Origin of the sequence: Roseisolibacter agri (genome assembly GCF_030159095.1) — a bacterium.
Classification (GTDB): Bacteria; Gemmatimonadota; Gemmatimonadetes; order Gemmatimonadales; family Gemmatimonadaceae; genus Roseisolibacter; species Roseisolibacter agri.
On sequence record NZ_BRXS01000006.1, the window covers coordinates 209,868 to 228,115 of the forward strand.

The 18,248-nt window shown below is 71.8% G+C and carries 14 protein-coding genes; all 14 read right to left on the bottom strand.

All coding sequences use genetic code 11. The features are described from left to right. Positions 1-5: 5 nt before the first annotated feature. Entirely contained in the window at positions 6-518 is a 513-nt protein-coding gene (locus rosag_RS19300; protein ID WP_284351807.1) for a YfcE family phosphodiesterase, read from the bottom strand. Continuing rightward, positions 515-1,801, bottom strand: a complete 1,287-nt coding sequence (gene lysA, locus rosag_RS19305; RefSeq protein WP_284351808.1) for a diaminopimelate decarboxylase — start codon at positions 1,799-1,801, stop codon at positions 515-517. The genes rosag_RS19300 and lysA overlap by 4 nt, the downstream gene beginning before the upstream one ends. Before the next feature lie 2 nt (positions 1,802-1,803). After that, positions 1,804-3,270, bottom strand: a complete 1,467-nt coding sequence (gene proS, locus rosag_RS19310) for a proline--tRNA ligase (protein ID WP_284351809.1) — start codon at positions 3,268-3,270, stop codon at positions 1,804-1,806. Positions 3,271-3,344: 74 nt separating this feature from the next. Continuing rightward, entirely contained in the window at positions 3,345-4,685 is a 1,341-nt protein-coding gene (gene hisS, locus rosag_RS19315) for a histidine--tRNA ligase (RefSeq protein WP_284351810.1), read from the bottom strand. A 9-nt stretch (positions 4,686-4,694) separates the two neighbouring features. Then, positions 4,695-5,987, bottom strand: coding sequence for a bifunctional folylpolyglutamate synthase/dihydrofolate synthase (locus tag rosag_RS19320; RefSeq protein ID WP_284351811.1), 1,293 nt, complete (start codon positions 5,985-5,987; stop codon positions 4,695-4,697). 23 nt (positions 5,988-6,010) lie between these two features. Then, entirely contained in the window at positions 6,011-6,871 is an 861-nt protein-coding gene (accD, locus tag rosag_RS19325) for an acetyl-CoA carboxylase, carboxyltransferase subunit beta (RefSeq protein ID WP_284351812.1), read from the bottom strand. A 136-nt stretch (positions 6,872-7,007) separates the two neighbouring features. Further along, the gene (rodA, locus tag rosag_RS19330; RefSeq protein ID WP_284351813.1) at positions 7,008-8,258 is read right to left on the bottom strand and encodes a rod shape-determining protein RodA; all 1,251 of its coding nucleotides are present in this window, start codon (positions 8,256-8,258) and stop codon (positions 7,008-7,010) included. Continuing rightward, a complete protein-coding gene (gene mrdA, locus rosag_RS19335; protein ID WP_284351814.1) occupies positions 8,255-10,141 on the bottom strand; it encodes a penicillin-binding protein 2 in 1,887 nt (628 codons plus the stop codon). Before mrdA ends, rodA begins: the two co-directional genes overlap by 4 nt. 25 nt (positions 10,142-10,166) lie before the next feature. Beyond that, positions 10,167-10,655 carry a hypothetical protein gene (locus tag rosag_RS19340; protein ID WP_284351815.1) on the bottom strand — a complete coding sequence of 163 codons (489 nt, stop codon included), beginning with the start codon at positions 10,653-10,655 and terminating at the stop codon, positions 10,167-10,169. After that, positions 10,652-11,956: a rod shape-determining protein MreC gene (gene mreC / locus rosag_RS19345; RefSeq protein ID WP_284351816.1), complete on the bottom strand. Its 1,305-nt coding sequence runs from the start codon at positions 11,954-11,956 to the stop codon at positions 10,652-10,654. The genes rosag_RS19340 and mreC overlap by 4 nt, the downstream gene beginning before the upstream one ends. A gap of 17 nt (positions 11,957-11,973) precedes the next feature. Next, the gene (locus rosag_RS19350; protein ID WP_284351817.1) at positions 11,974-13,011 is read right to left on the bottom strand and encodes a rod shape-determining protein; all 1,038 of its coding nucleotides are present in this window, start codon (positions 13,009-13,011) and stop codon (positions 11,974-11,976) included. 326 nt (positions 13,012-13,337) lie between these two features. Beyond that, complete coding sequence (gene ald / locus rosag_RS19355) at positions 13,338-14,468, bottom strand: alanine dehydrogenase (RefSeq protein ID WP_284351818.1); 1,131 nt, start codon at positions 14,466-14,468, stop codon at positions 13,338-13,340. Positions 14,469-14,643: 175 nt separating this feature from the next. After that, the gene (locus rosag_RS19360; RefSeq protein ID WP_284351819.1) at positions 14,644-15,915 is read right to left on the bottom strand and encodes a M16 family metallopeptidase; all 1,272 of its coding nucleotides are present in this window, start codon (positions 15,913-15,915) and stop codon (positions 14,644-14,646) included. 11 nt (positions 15,916-15,926) lie between these two features. Continuing rightward, a complete protein-coding gene (locus rosag_RS19365; RefSeq protein WP_345784858.1) occupies positions 15,927-18,173 on the bottom strand; it encodes a polyribonucleotide nucleotidyltransferase in 2,247 nt (748 codons plus the stop codon). Between the last annotated feature and the right edge of the window lie 75 nt (positions 18,174-18,248).

Genomic DNA, 18,248 nt, shown 5'->3' on the forward strand with positions numbered 1-18,248 from the left:
GTCGGTCAGGTGCGCCACTCGGGCTCTTCGAGCTTCAGGAACTCCACGCGCCGCGCGGTGAGGTCGAGGATCGCGCCGGTGGGCACGCCGTGCAGCCAGCCGCACGCCTCGCCCGGGTTCACCAGCAGCGCCCCGCCGCGCTCGCGCATCTCCGCGTGGTGCGAGCAGCCGTACACGATCACCTGGTGCGACTCGAGCGAGCGCGGGTTGGCCTCGGCTAGGTCGTGCACCAGCAGCACGCTGTGCCCGCCAACGTCGTGGCTGTGCGGCGCCTCGTACAGCTCCGCGCCCGCGGGCAGCGTCGCCGTCATCGCCGTCAGGCCGTCGCGGTCGCCGTCGTTGCGGCCGAACACGCCCAGCAGCGGCAGCTGCAGCTCGCGGAACGGGAGCATCGAGAATGGCGCGCAGTGGTCGCCCGCGTGCATCACCAGCTCCACGCCGCCGGCCTTGAAGCGGCGCAGCAGCTCGGCTACCGCGGGGATGCGGTCGTGCGTGTCGGAGAGCAGCCCGATCCTCATGCGACCCTCCAGTCGAGCGACGCGCGCTCCTGGCGCACGAGGTCCTCGTAGCGCTCGCGCTCCGTGACGATCGCGAACCGGTCGCCGTCCACCAGCACCTCGGCGGGGCGCGGTCGCGAGTTGTAGTTCGACGCCATCGAGAAGCCGTACGCGCCCGTCGTGCGCACCGCGAGCAGCGCGCCCGGCGGCGCGTCGTCGGTATCGCGGTCGAGCGCGAGGAAGTCGCCGCTCTCGCACACCGGGCCCACGACGTCGGCCACCACGCGCTCGCCCGTTGGCTTCACGGCGTCGATGCGGTGGAATGCCTCGTAGTGCGACGGCCGCAGGAGGTCGTTCATCCCCGCGTCGGTGATCACGTACTCCTTGCCGCCGCTGCGCTTCCGGAAGAGCACCTCGGTCAGCAGGATGCCGGACTCCGCGACCAGGAAGCGGCCCGGCTCCAACACGAGCGTCACGTCCAGGCCGCGCGTCGCCTCGATCACGCCGGCCGCGAAGCGCGACACGTCCGCGGGCGCCTCCTCGTCGTACGTCACCGCCAGCCCACCGCCGACGTCGAGGTAGCGGATGTCCTGCGCGCCGTCGGCGCGCACGCGCACCAGCAGCGCCACCAGCCGCGCCAGCGCCGCGTCGTACGGCTCCCACGACGAGATCTGCGACCCGATGTGCATGTCGAGCCCGACGAGCTTCAGGTTCGGCAGGTCGCGCGTCTCGCGCGCCACGCGCGGGACGTCGTCGAACGGGATGCCGAACTTGTGGCCCTTCTCGCCCGTGCGGATGTACTCGTGCGGGTTGTCGACGGCGACCTCGGGATTCACCCGCAGCGCCACCGGCGCGATCACGCCCCGCTCGCGCGCCACCTGGTCGAGCAGCAGCAGCTCGCCCTCGCTCTCGACGTTCACGAACAGGACGCCGGCGGCAAGCGCCTCGTGCAGCTCGCGTGCGCGCTTGCCCACGCCGCTGAACACGACGTCGCCGCCGGTGAACCCGGCCTCGTGCGCGCGGTACAGCTCACCGCCGGACACGATGTCGACGCCCGCGCCCTCGGCCTGCAGCAGCCGAAGCACCGCGAGGTTCGAGTTCGCCTTCACGCTGTAGTGGATGCGGTGCGGCACACGCGCGAACGCCGCGTCCAGCCGCCGGTACTGCTGGCGGATGAGCCCCGCGCTGTACACGTACGTCGGCGTGCCGGCCGCCTCGGCGATCACGGGCGCGGGGATCGCATCGCAGTGCAGGACGCCGTCCACGTGGACGAAGCCCGGCTCCACCGTCGTGGCGCTGCCCACGGTCAGTACGCTCTCGCCCACAGGACCTCGTGCTTCGCCGGCTCGCCGGTCACCAGGCAGCGCGTGGGTGCCTCGGCGCTGCGGAACTCCGGGTCGGGGATGACGCGGATCGTCGCCTTGGTCTCCTCCTTCACGCGCGCCTCGCTCGCCGGGTCGCCGTTCCATCCCGCGTACACGAAGCCGCCCGCGTCCATGATCTCCCTGAACTGGTCGTAGGAGGTCACGCCGCGGTGCGTGCGCGCGTCCATCCGCTCGCGCGCCGCCGTCAGCAGGTCGGCCTGCATGCGCATCAGCAGCTCCGCCACGTCCTCGCCGATCGTGTCGAGCGACGCGACCTGCTTCGCGCGCGTGTCGCGGCGCACCAGCACGCACTGGTTGGCGGCGACGTCGCGCGGCCCGAGCTCCAGGCGGAGCGGGATGCCGCGCGTCTCCCAGTGGTAGTACTTCGCGCCCGGCTTGATCCCCTCGCGGTCGTCCAGGTGCACGCGCAGCCGCGCGGGTGCCCGACGCTCCCACGCGCCGAGCGACTGCTTGAGGTTGCGCGCGGCCTCGAACACCGTCGCCTTCTCCTCGTCGGTGCGCCAGATCGGGACGATCACCAGCTCGATCGGCGCCAGCAGCGGCGGCGTGATCAGGCCGTTGTCGTCGCCGTGCGTCATCACGAGGCCGCCGACCATGCGCGTCGACACGCCCCAGCTCGTGTTCCACGCGTGCTCGATGGTGCCCGCCTCGCTCTGGAACGTGAGGTCGAACGCCTTCGCGAAGTTCTGCCCGAGGTTGTGCGAGGTGCCGGCCTGCAGCGCCTTGCCGTCCTGCATCATCGCCTCGCACGCGTACGTGCGCAGCGCGCCGGCGAACTTCTCGCTCTCCGTCTTCTGCCCGGTGATCACGGGCATCGCGATCCACCCTTCCATGAAGTCGCGGTAGACGCCGAGCATCTTCCGCGCTTCCTCCTCGGCCTCGTCGTGCGTGGCGTGCGCCGTGTGCCCCTCCTGCCAGAGGAACTCCATCGTGCGCAGGAAGAGGCGCGTGCGCATCTCCCACCGGACGACGTTCGCCCACTGGTTGTAGAGCAGCGGCAGGTCGCGGTAGCTCTGCACCCACTTGGCGAACATCGAGTAGATGATCGTCTCGGAGGTGGGGCGTACGACGAGCGGCTCCTCGAGCTTCTTCCCGCCGCCGTGCGTTACCACGGCCGTCTCGGGCGCGAAGCCCTCGACGTGCTCGGCTTCCTTGGACAGGAAGCTCTCCGGGATGAACATCGGGAAGTACGCGTTGACGTGGCCCGTGGCCTTGAACATGTCGTCGAGCGCGCGCTGCATGCGCTCCCAGATGCCGTAGCCGTTGGGGCGGATCACCATGCAGCCGCGCACCGGCGAGTAGTCGGCCAGCTCGGCGCGGAGCACCAGCTCGTTGTACCACGCGCTGAAGTCCGCCGCGCGGGTGGTCAGCTTCTTCTCGTCAGCCATGCGTGCAGGCGTGGGCGCCCGGGGCGCCGGAAAGGTGGACGGGGCTGTGCGGAGCGAGATCGCGCATCGATCGGTCAGAACACCGGCGGGGTGGGCGGCGCGCCGTTCGTGCCGGGACCACCGGCGGCGGCGATGCGCTCCTCGAGCCACCGGCCGAGCTCGAGCGACTCCTCGTGGCCGTCGGTGAGCGAGCGGAGCACGACCTCGCCGCGGCCCGCGAGCGCGTCGCGCCGCAGGATCACCGCCTCGCGCGCGCCGGCCGACACCGCGGCCTTGAGCTGCTTGGTGAGCGCCTGCTCGCGCAGCGGGTACTCGACGCTGTGTCCCAGGCGGCGGAGCAGCGATGCGGTGCTCTGCGCGACGGGCAGCAGGTCCTGATCCTCGACCGCGATCCAGTAGTCGAGCACCGGATCGGATGACGGCATCAGCCCGCGCGCCTTCAGCAGCTCGCCGAGCACCACGTCGCCCATGCCGAAGCCGAGCGCCGGCAGGTCCGCGCCGCCGAGCGCGTTGAGCAGCGTGTCGTAGCGCCCGCCGCCGCAGATCGCGCGGAACTCGCCGCGCAGGTCGAAGAGCTCGAAGACGATGCCCGTGTAGTACGCGAGCCCGCGCACGATCGTCAGGTCGAGCACGACCCAGTCGGCGACGCCGAGCGCGTTGAGGTGCGCGGTGTACCGCGCGAAGCGGTCGAGCTGCTCGGCGACGCGGGGATCGTCGCCGTGGCTCGCGCGCAGCTCCTCGACCGTCGCGAGGCGCGCGAAGCCGAGCACCTGCTCCGCGACGTCGGCGGTCATGTCGGCCTGCGTGAGCCGCTCCAGCAGCACGTCACGCGGATCGCGCTCGACCTTGTCGATGACCGCGTACGCCGCGGGCATCTGCTCCTCGGTCACGCCGACGCGCGCCAGCAGCGCGGAGAGCAGCCGGCGGTCGGAGACGCGCGCGCGGACGTCGTGCTGCGTCAGCCCGAAGCCGCGCAGCATGTCGATCGCGACCGCCAGCAGCTCGGCGTCGGCCGTCACGTCCGCCTCGCCGACGATGTCGACGTTCAGCTGGAAGTGCTCGCGCAGGCGCCCCTTCTGCTGGCGCTCGTAGCGGAAGAGCTGCGGGATCGAGAACCAGCGCACCGGCTTGCGGAGCGCGTTCGCGCGCGCGGCCACCATGCGCGCGAAGGTCGGCGTCATCTCGGGCCGGAGCGAGACCTGCCGATCGCCCTTGTCCGTGAAGTTGTAGAGCTGGCCGACGATCTCCTCGCCGCTCTTGCGGGTGTAGAGGTCGAGCGGCTCGAGCGGCGGGCCGTCGTACTCGACGAAGGCGTAGCGGCGGGCGACCTCACGCCAGACTCGCATGATGTGCGCGCGCTCGGCGAGTTCCGTGGGATAGAAGTCGCGGAACCCGGGGAGTGGCTTGGCGGACATTCGGGAAAGCTATCGGGCCAGCGGATCGACCTGCAAGCGAAGCATGGCGTCGCCGACCGTGTGGAAGGAGCCGGTGACCAGCACCGTCTCACCCAGCGACTCGGCGCGGGCGAGGGCCTGGTCGAAGTCCGGCTCCAGCATGGCGGACCATCCGTGCGCGGCGGCGAAGGCCTGCGCCTCCTCGGGATGCCAGACGCGGCCCGGCGGCGCGGTGGGCGCGGTCGAGAGGACGAAGTGGTCCACCGCCGGCGCCAGCGCCTGCAGCATGCCGCGCCAGTCCTTGTCCGCCAGCACGGTGACGAGGGCCGCCACCGGGCGCGCCGGCGCCAGCTCGGCGAGCGTCGCCGCCAGCACGCGGGCGCCGTCCGGGTTGTGCGCGACGTCGAACAGGTAGCGGCCGGCCCACTGGAAGCGGCCCGGCAGGCGCACGTCGGCCAGCGCCGGCGCGGCCTCCGCGGCCGTCACGCGCCACGCGGGTCCCGCCGCGTCGAGCATCGTCAGGGCCGTCGCCACGTTGTGCGCCTGGAAGCCGCCGAGCAGCGGCGTCACGAGCCGCGCGCGGCCGAACGGCGCCTCAAGCTCGAACGCGGTCCCCTCGTGCCCCACGCGGACGTCGCGCACGGTGCACTCGGCCGCGACCTCGCGGATGGGCGTCGCGCCCGCGGCCTGCGCCCGCCCCACCAGCACCGCCCGGATCGCGGGATCGAGCTCGCCCACGACGGCGGGCGCGCCCGCCTTGTAGATCCCCGCCTTCTCGACGGCGATGCGCTCGCGCGTGTCGCCCAGAAGCTCGGTGTGATCGAGGCCGATCGCCGTAACCCCGGCGACCAGCGGCTCCACGACGTTGGTCGAGTCGAGCCGTCCGCCGAGCCCCGTCTCCACGACCGCGACGTCCACGCCCGCGCGCGCGAAGTGGTCGAACGCGAGCGCCGTCGTGATCTCGAAGAAGGTCGCGCCCACGCGCTCGGCCGTCGGCATCCAGCGCGCGAGGAAGTCGACGACCGCCGCCTCCTCGATCGGGCGCCCCTGCACCACGATGCGCTCGCGGAAGTCGACCAGATGGGGCGACGTGAAGCGCGCGACGCGATGACCGCGCGCGCGCAGCACGGCCTCCAGCGTCGCGACCGTGCTCCCCTTCCCGTTCGTGCCGGCCACGTGGAAGACCGGCACGGCGAGGTGCGGGTCGCCCAGCGCGCGCAGCAGCGCGCGGATGCGATCGAGGCCGTACCGGCTGGTGCCGCCCGTGCGCGCGAACAGGCGGGAGAGCGCGTCCTGGTAGGCGCCGGCGGGGAGCGACGCCACGGCGGACGGCAGGGCGGCGGCGCTCAGGACGCCGCGCTGGGGGCGGCCGCCGGCTTGCCCGTCATGTGGCGGAGCAGCTGGCCGACCGTCGCCTTGAGGTCGCGCCGGTGCACCACGGCGTCCAGCATCCCGTGCTCCAGCAGGAACTCCGCCGTCTGGAAGCCCTCCGGCAGGTCCTGCCCGAGCGTCTGCTTGATCACGCGCGGCCCCGCGAAGCCGATCACCGCGCCCGGCTCGGCCAGGATCGCGTCGCCGAGCATCGCGTAGCTGGCGCTCACGCCACCCGTGGTGGGGTTGGTGAGGATCGAGACGTACGGGATGCGCCGCTCCGCGAGCTGCGACAGGATGGCCGCCGCCTTGGCCATCTGCATCAGCGACAGCACGCCCTCCTGCATGCGCGCGCCGCCCGACGCCGACACGATGATGAAGGGCTGCTTCTTCTCGAGCGAGCGCTGGCCGGCGCGGGCGATCTTCTCGCCCACCACGGAGCCCATCGAGCCGCCCATGAACGCGAAGTCCATGACGCCGACGTTCGTGGGGATGCCGCCCAGCGTGCCGCTGGCCGTGAGGATCGCGTCCGTGTCGCCGGCGTTGTTCTGCGCCTTCTTCAGGCGCGCGGCGTACTCCGGGAAGCCGAGGGGATCGGCGGAGCGGAGGCCGTCCTCCGTCTCCTCCCAGTCCTCGTCGAGGAGGATGTTGACGTACTCCACGGCGCGGATGCGACGGTGATAGTCGCACTCGGGGCACACGTTGAGGTTCCGGGCGAACTTCTCCCGGATGTCGGTGTGCCCGCACGCCTCGCACTTCTCCCAGGCGTCCGGCGGGATCTCGAGGCGCTCGCGGCGCGGGACGCGCGGCTTGCGCTCTTTACGGAACCAGGCCATAGCGGCGAAATGTCGGCAGAGCGGGCAGCCTGAGCAAGTGATCGCTGGCCGTCCGGCCAGTCCGCGCCCACCCATGCACGACCGGCGCCGCTCCGGTGCGGCGCCGTGGCCGGCTCAGCGCCGCTGCGGCGCCCGCTCAGACCGCGAGGTGCTCGCCCCGCCCGCGCCCCTCGGCCGAGAAGCGCGCCAGCACGCCGATCGCCAGCCAGCTGATCAGCATGAACGATCCGCCATAGCTGAAGAACGGCAGCGGGATGCCCGTGATCGGCATCAGGTTCAGCGTCATCCCGATGTTCACGATGACGTGCACGAACCAGCTCGCGAGCAGCCCGAACGCCGCCAGGCTGCTGAACGCGTCGGTCGCGCGCGTGGCGATCCGCGTGCACCGCAGCAGCAGCGCGAGGAAGAGCACGAGCGCCACGCACACGCCGATGAAGCCCATCTCCTCGCCGACGACGGCGAAGATGAAGTCCGTGTGCTGGGCCGGCAGGAACGCGAGCCGCTTCTGCGTCCCGAGCGTCCACCCCTTCCCGAACCAGCCGCCCGAGCCGATCGCGACCTGCGACTGGATGACGTGGTAGCCCGACGCCCGCGGGTCGTTCATCGGGTCGAGGAACACGAGCAGGCGGCGCTGCTGGTACGGCTTCAGCGCGTCCCAGAGCAACGGCGCCAGCACGCCCATCACGACGTTCGCGACGACGAGCGTGATCCCCTCCGCCAGGTACGGCTTGTACCAGACGACGAGCGCCACGAGGAGCAGGAACCAGGCGCCCCACAGCGCCGTGTTGAACGAGAGCACGAGGCTCACCGCGGGGCTCGCGAGCAGCGCCAGCATCTGCCAGGGCACGCCGGCCCAGAACAGCATCGCGAACAGGATGCCGATGAACGCCAGCCCCGACCCGAGGTCCGGCTGCAGCATGATGAGCACCCACGGCACCGCGACCACCAGCACCGGCTGCCACAGGTCGAGCAGCGACTTGGGCTCCTCGCGGCGCTGCGTGAGCACGCGCGCGAGCATCAGCGCGGTGACCGGCTTCGCCAGCTCCGCCGGCTGGCCGAGTCGCACGCCGCCGATGGTGAGCCACCCCTTCACGCTGGCCGCGGTGCCGGCGCCCGAGCCGAACACCAGCGTGACCACCAGGAGCACGAGCGTCAGCAGGTAGGCGGGCCACGCCACCCACTCGATGAAGCGCGCGGAGCCGCGGCTGACGAACAGCGCCATGCCCACGGCCAGCAGGAACCACGCGCCCTGCCGCAGCCACGCGCCGGTGACGTACGTCGTGCCGACGTCCACCTGGCCGGCCGAGTAGACCATCGCGATGCCGTAGAGCGACAGGAGCAGCGCGATCGTGATCAGCGGCCAGTCGAAGGCGATCCCACGCCTCATCGCTGCCCTCGCGGCGAGGTGGCCGCGCCGCCGGCCGGCGCACTCGCCGGGGCCGCCGCGGGAGCCGCGGCCGGCGTCGGCGGCGCCTCGGAGGCGGCGACCGTGCGCGCCCCCGACAGATCGTCGGTCATCGGCGGCGCGATGGTCGGCTTCTTCAGGTAGCGCTCGATGATCTTCGAGGCCAGGCGCGCGGCCGCGTAGCCGTGCTCACCGAACTCGATGAAGGTCGCCACGACGATCTTCGGGTCCTCGGCCGGCGCGAAGCCCACGAACCAGGCGTGGTCCGGATACGGCGGCGCCTGGGCGGTGCCCGTCTTGCCGGCGATCGTGACGTTCTGCAGCGCCGCGCTGCCGGCCGTGCCGCGCGACGACACCACGCCCGCGAGCGCCGTGCGGATGCCGGCCAGCTCCTCGGGCTTGAGGGTGAAGATCCGCTCCTGCTTGGTCGGCCGCCGCGCGAGCGACGGCCGCGACACGATGCCGCCGTTGGCGAGCGCCGTGTAGAACTTGGCCATGTTGATGACCGTCTGCGCGTCGACGCCCTGGCCGATCGAGAGGTTCAGCGCCTCGGAGTTCTTCACGTACCCGCGCGGGAACTTCTTGCGGAAGTACTCCGTGCCGGTCGGGAACTCGGGCTTCGTCTCGTTCGGCAGGTCGATGTCGCTGCGCTCCGTGAAGCCGAGGCGCACGCCGCCCGCCACCAGGGTGTCGAGCGACAGCCGCATGCCGAGCTGGTAGAAGTAGACGTCGCACGACTTCTCGATCGCCTGCGCGAGCGTCACGTTGCCGTGCCCCTTCTTGTCCCAGCAGCGCCAGTAGCGGCCGTACCAGTAGCCGCCCGTGCAGGGCACGCTCATGCGGTCGTCCAGGTGGACGAGCCCCTTCTGCAGCGCGATGACCGACGTCGCCAGCTTGAACGTCGACGCGGGCGGGTAGCGGCCCTGGATCGCCTTGTTGTACAGCGGGCGCCGCGGGTCGTTGTTCAGCGAGTCGTAGTAGCTCTTCGGGATGCCGCCGGTGAAGCGGTTCGGGTTGTACGTGGGCGCGCTGTGGAGCGCGAGCACGCCGCCCGTCTTCGGGTCGATCGCGACCGCCGCGCCCAGCACCGTATCGCCGAACAGCTGCGACGTGAAGCGCTGCAGGTCCAGGTCGATGTACGTGTGCAGGTCCGGGCCCGGCACCGGCTCCTGGTCGGCGCGCGCCTGCCCCGCCTCGCGCACCACGCGGCCGCGCGCGTCCACCTCGACGAAGCGGTAGCCCTCCTGGCCGCGCAGGTTGCTCTCGTACTGCCGCTCGATCCCCTGCTTGCCGATCCGCATGCCCGCCTTGTACTCGCGGAAGCGGTCGGTCGCGAGCTCGGTCTCGGAGATCTCGCCCGTGTAGCCGACGAACGCGGCGACCACGGAGCTGTCCGGGTACCAGCGCTTGGGCGCGCTCTGGATGATGAGCGCAGGGAACTCCGTGCGGTGCTCCTCGAGCACCGACACCTGCTGGAAGTTCGCGTCGGCGAGGATGACGGCCGGACGGGTCGGCGCGCGGTTGTACCGGCGCACCGCGGTCTCGACGTCCTCCTCGCTGTACGGGATGATCTCGTTGAGCCGCCGCAGCGCCGCGCGCAGCGAGTCCGGCGACGTGGCGACGATCGACACGGTGTAGCCGGGGAGGTTCTCCGCGATGACCTTGCCCGTGCGATCGTAGATGATCCCGCGCGGCGCCGGCAGCGGGACCTCGCGCAGCCGGTTGTCCTCCGCCTGCACCACCCACTCGGAGTGCTGCAGCACCTGCGCGCGGTAGAATCCGCTGCCCAGCAGGGCGAACGCGACGACGAGCAGCAGCCGCGCGATGCGCGACCGGCGGGCGACGTCGTTGGGATGGAAGCTCACGCGAGGATCCGGCGGCGGCCGGGGATCAGGCCGAGGAACGCCCGAGGACCGGCCGCAGCACGAGCAGCAGGACGATCCCGGCGAAGGCGGTGACCGTGGCGGCGAGCGGCGACCACATCATCAGCTGCATCGCCAGCTCGGTGCCACGCACCCGACGCTCTGCTACCAGATACAGCAGGTCGAAGGTCCACTTCCCGCCGAAGAAGAACAGCAGGCTCAGCGCCAGGTTGTCGGCGAAGAACACCGCCTTCAGCCACGACGCCAGGAAGGCGACCGCGCTCAGCGCCAGCGCTCCGCTGCCGAACGCGCTCGGCGTCAGCGCGTCCGCGGCGAGCCCCAGCAGCAGCCCGACGACCGCCGCCACGCCCGGGCGCAGCCGCACCGCCGCCAGCAGCGCGGCGATGACCAGGAAGTCGATGGGCGCGCGCCAGCCGAGCAGCGGGCGCAGCGTGAAGTGGAGCAGGACGAGCAGCGTCACCGCGAAGGTGACGCGCAGGAATCCGACGAGGCTCATGGGCGCGCCGCGCCCCCGGCGGGGGCCGGCACGGTGGGCCGGGGCGCGGGCGCCCGCGTGCCGGTGTCGGCGCGCGGCCGTGGGGGCGTCGTGGTGGCCGGCCGCGGCGTCGCGGGACGCGCGGCCGAGTCGCGCACGACCGGCCGCGGGCGCGGCGGGGTCGTCGTGGCGCCCGTGGCCGGCGCGCCGGTCGTGGGCGTGGCCGCGGGGACCGTCGGACGCGACACGGGCGGCGTGGAGGGCGCCGTGGCCGGCGGCGTTGTGGGCGGGGCGGTCGGCGCGGGCGCAGCCGCGCTGTCCGTTCGCAGGGAGTCGGGGCGCGTCGAGTCGACGGGCGCCGACGTGTCGAAGGCCGCACGGCGCGCGGCCGCCTCGCGCAGCAGCGTCGCGCGCACGATCGAGTCGCCGGCCGCCGCCGCGGCGCGGGCCGCGGAGTCGGACGCCTGCACCGTGGTCCACACGCTGTCGACGCCCGCGTTCGCGCGCGGCTTGGTCAGCAGCAGCACCGGGCCGACCGACGCGAGCGGCACCACCGGCTGCAGCAGGTAGGTCCGCGCCCACTTCTCGGGCGTCTGCACCTCGCGCAGCACGGTGCCGATGGCGATGCCGCGCGGATACGTCGCGCCCAGCCCCGAGCTGACGAGCAGCGTGCCGGCCTTGAGCTGGCTGCGGAACGGCACGCCGCGCAGCTCCAGCAGGCCGCGCTCCGGCCCGCGCCCGAGGTGCGGCTGCACGATCCCGAACGCCGACGCGTCCGTGGTCATCGCGCTGACGCGGAAGTCCTCGTGCAGGTACGAGATCGCGAGGCTCATCGCCGGGTCGACCTCCTGTACCATCCCCACGAGCCCCTCCGCCGTCACCACCGGCGTGAACGGCTGGACGCCCGCGCGCCCGCCGGCGGTCACCATGAACGTGCGCAGGATCTGCGTCTGGATCAGCTCACCCGTGAGCTGGTTCGGGATCGCCTCGGCGGTCACGAAGCCCCAGCCGAGTCGGCGCGCGAGCCCGAGCAGCTTGCGCAGGTGCTCGTTCTCGGAGCGCAGCGACTCCGCCTCGGCCACCGCGCGCGCGGTGCCGCCGCGCGCCGTCATGCGCGTGTCGTAGCTGACGAACGCCGCGCGGCTCAGCTCCGCGCGCCGCTGCAGCTCGGCCAGCGGCGAGACCACCGACCGGCGCAGCGCGCCCGCCGCCCGGTCGCGCAGCGTCCCCGGAAGGAACACGAGGACGAGCGACGAGAGGAGGCAGATGCCCAGCAGCGTCGTGTCGACGACGGTGCTGCTGGCGCGTGCGCCGCGTGCCACGGCCCGGCCTCGCTGGCTCAGGTGGTGAGGACGGACCAGTACTTCTCCTCGTCGTCGAGGATCTTGCCGGTGCCGCGCACGACGCACGTCAGCGGATCCTCGTCCACGTGGATGGGGAGGCCCGTCTCCTGGCTCAGCATGTGATCGAGCCCGCGGATCAGCGCCCCGCCGCCCGTCATCACGATGCCGCGGTCGACGATGTCGGACGCCAGCTCGGGCGGCGTGATCTCGAGCGCGCGGCGCACGGCGTCGACGATCTGCTGCACCGGCTCCTGGATCGCCTCGCGGATCTCGCTGCTGTGCACGCGCACCGTCTTCGGGATGCCCGAGACGAGGTCGCGGCCCTTGACCTCCATCTCGCGCTCGTCGCCGATCGGGTAGGCCGAGCCGATCGTGATCTTGATCTGCTCCGCCGTCGGCTCGCCGATCAGCAGGTTGTAGTTCTTGCGCATGAACTGGACGATCGCGATGTCCAGCTCGTCGCCACCGGTGCGGATCGACGTGTCGCTGACGATGCCGGCGAGCGCGATGACGGCGATCTCCGTCGTGCCGCCGCCGATGTCGATCACCATGTTGCCCGTCGGGCTCTCGACCGGCAGGCCGACGCCGATCGCGGCGGCCATCGGCTCGGAGACCATGAAGACCTCCTTCGCGCCGGCGCCCATCGCGGAGTCGCGCACGGCGCGCTTCTCCACCTCGGTGATCCCCGACGGCACGCACACGATCACGCGCGGCTTCACCTTGAAGACGTGCTTGTCGATGACGAGCGTCAGGAAGTAGCGGAGCATCTTCTCCGTGACGTCGAAGTCGGCGATCACGCCGTCCTTCATCGGCCGTACGGCGATGATGCTCTCCGGGGTGCGACCGAGCATGCGCTTGGCCTCGAGGCCGACGCCCCGGATCTTCTTCGTCTCGCGGTCGATCGCGACGACCGACGGCTCGTTGAGGACGATCCCCTCGCCCTTGACGTAGATCAGCGTGTTCGCGGTGCCGAGATCGACGGCGATCGCGTTGGCGGGGAACAGCGAACCCGCTCTCTTGAAAGGCCAGCGCATCAACGAGGTCGGTGGACTTGCGAGGCGTCGGGCCGCGACGCACGGACGGCCGAACGGCCGGCAACGCGGCCGTTCGGCGAACGCGTGCGGCCCCTGCTGGGACGGGGGGTGGCCGCCGCGCGTAACCTAGCCGGCGCCCCCCACTGCTTCAAGCGAAAGTCCGCGCCGCGACGTGACCTACGCCGCGTGCTCGCGGTCGTCGGATCGCGCGCCGCGCGGCCCGGGAGCGCGACCCTCCCACGACGCGCGACGGGGGGCGCGGCAACCGCCGCACCCCCCGTCGACTCCCATGCAGGCCCGAGGCCGCGGGACGCCCGTTCCGACGCTCAGACCAGCGCCGGCTCGGCCAGCGCCTCGGCCGGGTCCACGGCCTCCAGCCCGAACGCCTCGGCGACGCCGGCGTAGGTCACGCGGCCGTCCACCACGTTGAGGCCCTTGAGCAGCGCGGGGTTCTCGCGCAGCGCCCGGCGCCACCCCTTGTTCGCCAGCTGCAGCACGTACGGCAGCGTGGCGTTCGTGAGCGCCAGCGTCGAGGTGCGCGGCACGCCCCCCGGCATGTTCGCGACGCCGTAGTGGATGATCCCGTCGATCGTGTAGGTCGGGTTCTCGTGCGTCGTCGGCTTGATCGTCTCGATGCAGCCGCCCTGGTCGACCGCCACGTCCACGATCACCGCGCCCGGGCGCATCAGCTTCAGGTCCTCGCGCTTCACCAGCTTCGGGGCCTTGGCGCCGGGGATCAGCACCGCGCCGACCACCAGGTCCGCCGTCGAGATCTGCTCGCGGATGTTCTGGTGGTTCGAGTAGATCAGCTGGACGTTGGCCGGCATGACGTCCGACAGGTAGCGCAGGCGATCGAGGTTGATGTCCAGGAGGACGACCTTCGCGCCCAGGCCCGCGGCCATCTTCGCCGCGTTGATGCCGACGATGCCGCCGCCCAGGATCACGACCTTGGCCGGCGCCACGCCCGGGACGCCGCCCAGCAGCACGCCGCGGCCGCCGTACAGCTTCTCCAGGTACTTCGCCCCCTCCTGCACCGCCATGCGCCCCGCCACCTCGGACATGGGCGTCAGCAGCGGCAGCTCGCGCGACGGCAGCTCCACCGTCTCGTAGGCGATGCACGTCGCGCCGCTGTCCAGGTGCGCCCGCGTCAGCTTCTCGTCGGCCGCGAAGTGGAAGTACGTGAAGAGCGTCTGCCCCTTCTTGATCCGCTTCCACTCCGGCTCGATCGGCTCCTTGACCTTCAGGATCATCTCGGCCGCGGCCCACGTCGCGTCGGCGTCGGGCGCGATCTGGGCGCCGACGGCCGTGTAGTCCGCGTCCGTGAAGCCGCTGCCATCACCGGCGCCCGTCTCGACGACGACGGTGTGGCCGGCGGCGACGAGCGCCTCCGCGCCCGCGGGGACCAGCGCGACGCGGTTCTCGTTGGTCTTGATCTCTTTGGGAACGCCGATCTTCATGGCAGCGAGGCAGACGAGAGGGGATGGAGGCGGGCGCGGGCCGCGCGTCGAGCGCGCGGGCCCGGCCGGGGCGCGAGCGGGCTGGGACTCCGGGGCGCGCGCCGCGCGGAAATCTGCGTCGGCGGCGCCCCAAATGCACGAGGGGTGAACGAAAGCGGGGCGCCGCCCCGCGTCCTCAGCCGACGGCCTTCGGACCGAGGCTGAGGACCGTGTGGATCTCGGGCGCGAAGAACTCGCGCGAGACGGCCAGCACCTCCGCCTCGTCGATCGCGTCGATGCGCGCCAGGACCTCGTCGAGCGGCCGGAACGGCTCGTCGTAGAGCACCTGCCCCGCCGCGCGGTACATCCGGTTCGTCACGCTCTCCATCGACAGCGTGACCTGGCCCTTCAGCTGGCGCCGGGCGGCCGCCAGCTCGTCGGCGGGGAGCCCCTCGTCCACGAGGCGCGCCAGCTCGCCGCGGATCGCGTCCGCCGCCTTCCGCGCCGTCTCAGGCGCCGACGCGACGTAGACGCCCTGCATGCCGACGTCGTGGTGGAACGACTGGAAGGTGTGCACCGCGTACGCGAGCCCGAGCTCCTCGCGCACGCGCTGGAAGAGGCGCGAGCTCATGCCGCCGCCCAGCACCATGCTCACCAGCGACAGCGCGTACCGGCGCGGGTCCGCATGCTTCGGCATCGGCGCGCCGAAGACGACGTGCGTCTGCGTCAGCTCCTTGTCGGTGTGGTGCGCGTACGCCGGCGCGGACGCCGTCGGGACGTGCGTCGCCAGCGGCGTCGCGTCCCCGGGCGTCAGCGCGCCCCAGCCGGTGCGCACGAGCGCGTCCACCAGCGCGTCGTGATCCACCAGCCCCGACGCCGCCACCACCACGCGGCCGGGATGGTACGCGCGCGCATGCAGCGCGCGCAGCGCGCCCGTGTCGAGTGCGCCCACCGTCTCGCGCGTGCCGAGGATCGAGTAGCCGTATGGATGCTCGCCCCACATCAGCGCGTTGTGCAGCTCGAACACGAGGTCGTCCGGCGTGTCCTCCATCATCCCGATCTCCTCCAGGATGACGTTGCGCTCGAGCTTCAGGTCGTCGTCACGCAGCAGCGGCCGGAACACGAGGTCCCCGATCACGTCCGCCGCGATGTCGAGGTGCTCGGCCAGCACGCGCGCCTGGTACGACGTGTACTCGCGCGTGGTGTAGGCGTCGAGCGAGCCGCCGAGCGTCTCGATCTCGAGCGACAGCTGCTTCGCCGATCGCGTGGGCGTGCCCTTGAACACCATGTGCTCGAGCAGGTGCGAGACGCCCATCGTCTCGCGCCGCTCGTGGATCGAGCCGGCCAGCACGAACGCCCCGAACGCGACCGACCGTACTCCCGGGATGTGCTCCGAGAGTACGGTCAGTCCGTTGTCGAGCGTCGTGCGGCGCGGCCCGACCTCGGCGAACGCCGAGGCCGGACTCACCGTCGACGTCGTCACTCGCGGTCGCGCCCCCCGCGACGCGGGCGGTCGCCCGCACCGGCGCCGGCGCGCGGCGGACGGTCGCCGCGCGGCTCGCGCCGCGGACGCTCGCCCTCGCCGCCACCCTCACCACCCTCGCCGCTGCCGTTGCCCTCGGCCGCCTCGGGCGTGCCCTCGGGCTTCGGCTCCAGCGCCTTCATGGACAGGCGCAGGCGGCCACGCTCGTCGCGGTCGATGAGCTTGACCTTCACGCGGTCGCCCTTCTTGACCACGTCCTCGGTCTTCTCGACGCGCGCGTGCTTCATCTCGGAGATGTGGAGCAGCGCCTCGGTGCCCGGCATGATCTCGACGAAGGCGCCGAACGCGGTCGTGCTCTTGACCGTGCCCTCGTAGATCTCGCCGACGATCGGCTCCGCGGTGATCGCCATGACCATCTGGCGCGCGCGCTCCATCGCCTCGCCGCCGACGGCGGCGATGGTGACGAGACCCGTGTCGTCGACCGTGACCTCGGACTTCGTCTCCTCCTGGATGCCACGGATCGTCTTGCCCTTCGGGCCGATCAGGTCGCCGATCTTCTCGGGGCTGATCTGGATCGTGACGATGCGCGGCGCGTACGGCGACAGGTCCGTGCGCGGCGCGGGGAGCGCCTTCGCCATCTCGCCGAGGATGTGCAGGCGGCCTTCCTTGGCCTGCGCGAGCGCCTCGGTCATGATCCGGAGGTCGAGCCCCTGGATCTTGATGTCCATCTGGATGGACGTGATGCCGCGCTCCGTGCCGGCGACCTTGAAGTCCATGTCGCCGAGGTGGTCCTCGGTGCCGAGGATGTCCGTCAGGATGGCGTACTTGTCGCCCTCCTTGATCAGCCCCATCGCGACGCCCGCGACCGCGGCCTGCATCGGCACGCCGGCGTCGTAGAGGGCGAGCGAGCCGCCGCACACCGACGCCATCGACGACGAGCCGTTCGACTCGAGGATGTCGGACACGATGCGGATCGTGTACGGGAACTCCTCGAACGCCGGCAGCACGCCCTGCAGCGCGCGCTCGGCCAGGTTGCCGTGGCCGATCTCGCGGCGGCTCGTGCCGCGCACCGGGCGCACCTCGCCCGTCGAGAACGGCGGGAAGTTGTAGTGCAGCATGAACGACTTCGTCGTCTCGCCCGGCTCGTCGATCGAGTCGAGGCGCTGCACGTCGTTCGCGGTGCCCAGCGTCACGGCGACGAGCGCCTGCGTCTGGCCGCGCGTGAAGAGCGACGAGCCGTGCGCGCGCGGGAGCACGCCGTTGTCGATCGTGATCGCGCGCACCTCGTTCGGCTTGCGGCCGTCGACGCGCAGGCCGGTGCTCAGCACCTGGCCGCGCAGCGCGTCATACTCGAGGTCCCCGAGGATGCTGCCGAAGTCCTTGCTGTTGTCCGGGAACTCGGGCAGCAGCTGCTCCTTGACCGCCTTCTTCACCGCCTCGACGGCCTGCACGCGCGTGTGCTTGTCCGCCTGGTTGATCGCCTCGAGGATCTTGCCCTCGGCGAGCTCCTTCACGCGGGCCTGCACCGGCTCCGGGATCTCGGCCTTCGTCCACGCCATCTTCGCGGGGCGCTCGATCTTGGCGAGCAGCTCCTCCTGCGCGGCGATGAGCTCGCGAATGCCGTTGTGCGCGATGCCGAGCGCACCGACGACGTCCTCCTCGCTCACCTCGAGCGCGCCGCCCTCGACCATCACGATCGAGTCCTGCGAGCCGGCGACGACCAGCTCCAGATCGCTGTACTGGAGCTGCTGGAACGTCGGGTTGAGGATCCAGTTCTCCTGCACGCGGCCGACGCGCACGCCGGCGATCGGGCCCATGAACGGGATCTTCGAGGCGTTGATCGCGAACGAGGCCGCGACCAGCGCGAGCACGTCGGCGTCGTTCTCCTGGTCGGCGGAGATGACGTAGACGAAGACCTGGACCTCGTTCTTGAAGCCCTCGGGGAACAGCGGGCGGATCGAGCGGTCGATGATGCGCGCCGACAGGATCTCGTTGTCGTGCGGGCGCCCCTCGCGCTTGATGAAGCCGCCCGGGATCTTGCCGGCGGCGTACGTCTTCTCGCGGTACTCGACCGTGAGGGGGAAGAACGGCAGCGGGCTCTGGCTGTCGCTCACCGTGACGGCGGCGAGCACCATGGTCTCGCCGAACTGCACCAGGGCCGAGCCGGCGGCCTGCTTCGCCATGCGGCCGGTCTCGATGACCAGCTTGCGTCCGGCGAACGTACGCTCCACGCGTTGCATCATTGCTTGATCGCTTTGTAGCTGTGGGCGCCGGGTCCGCATGTCGGACGCCGGCGGCGGCGCGTATCGTTGACGCGC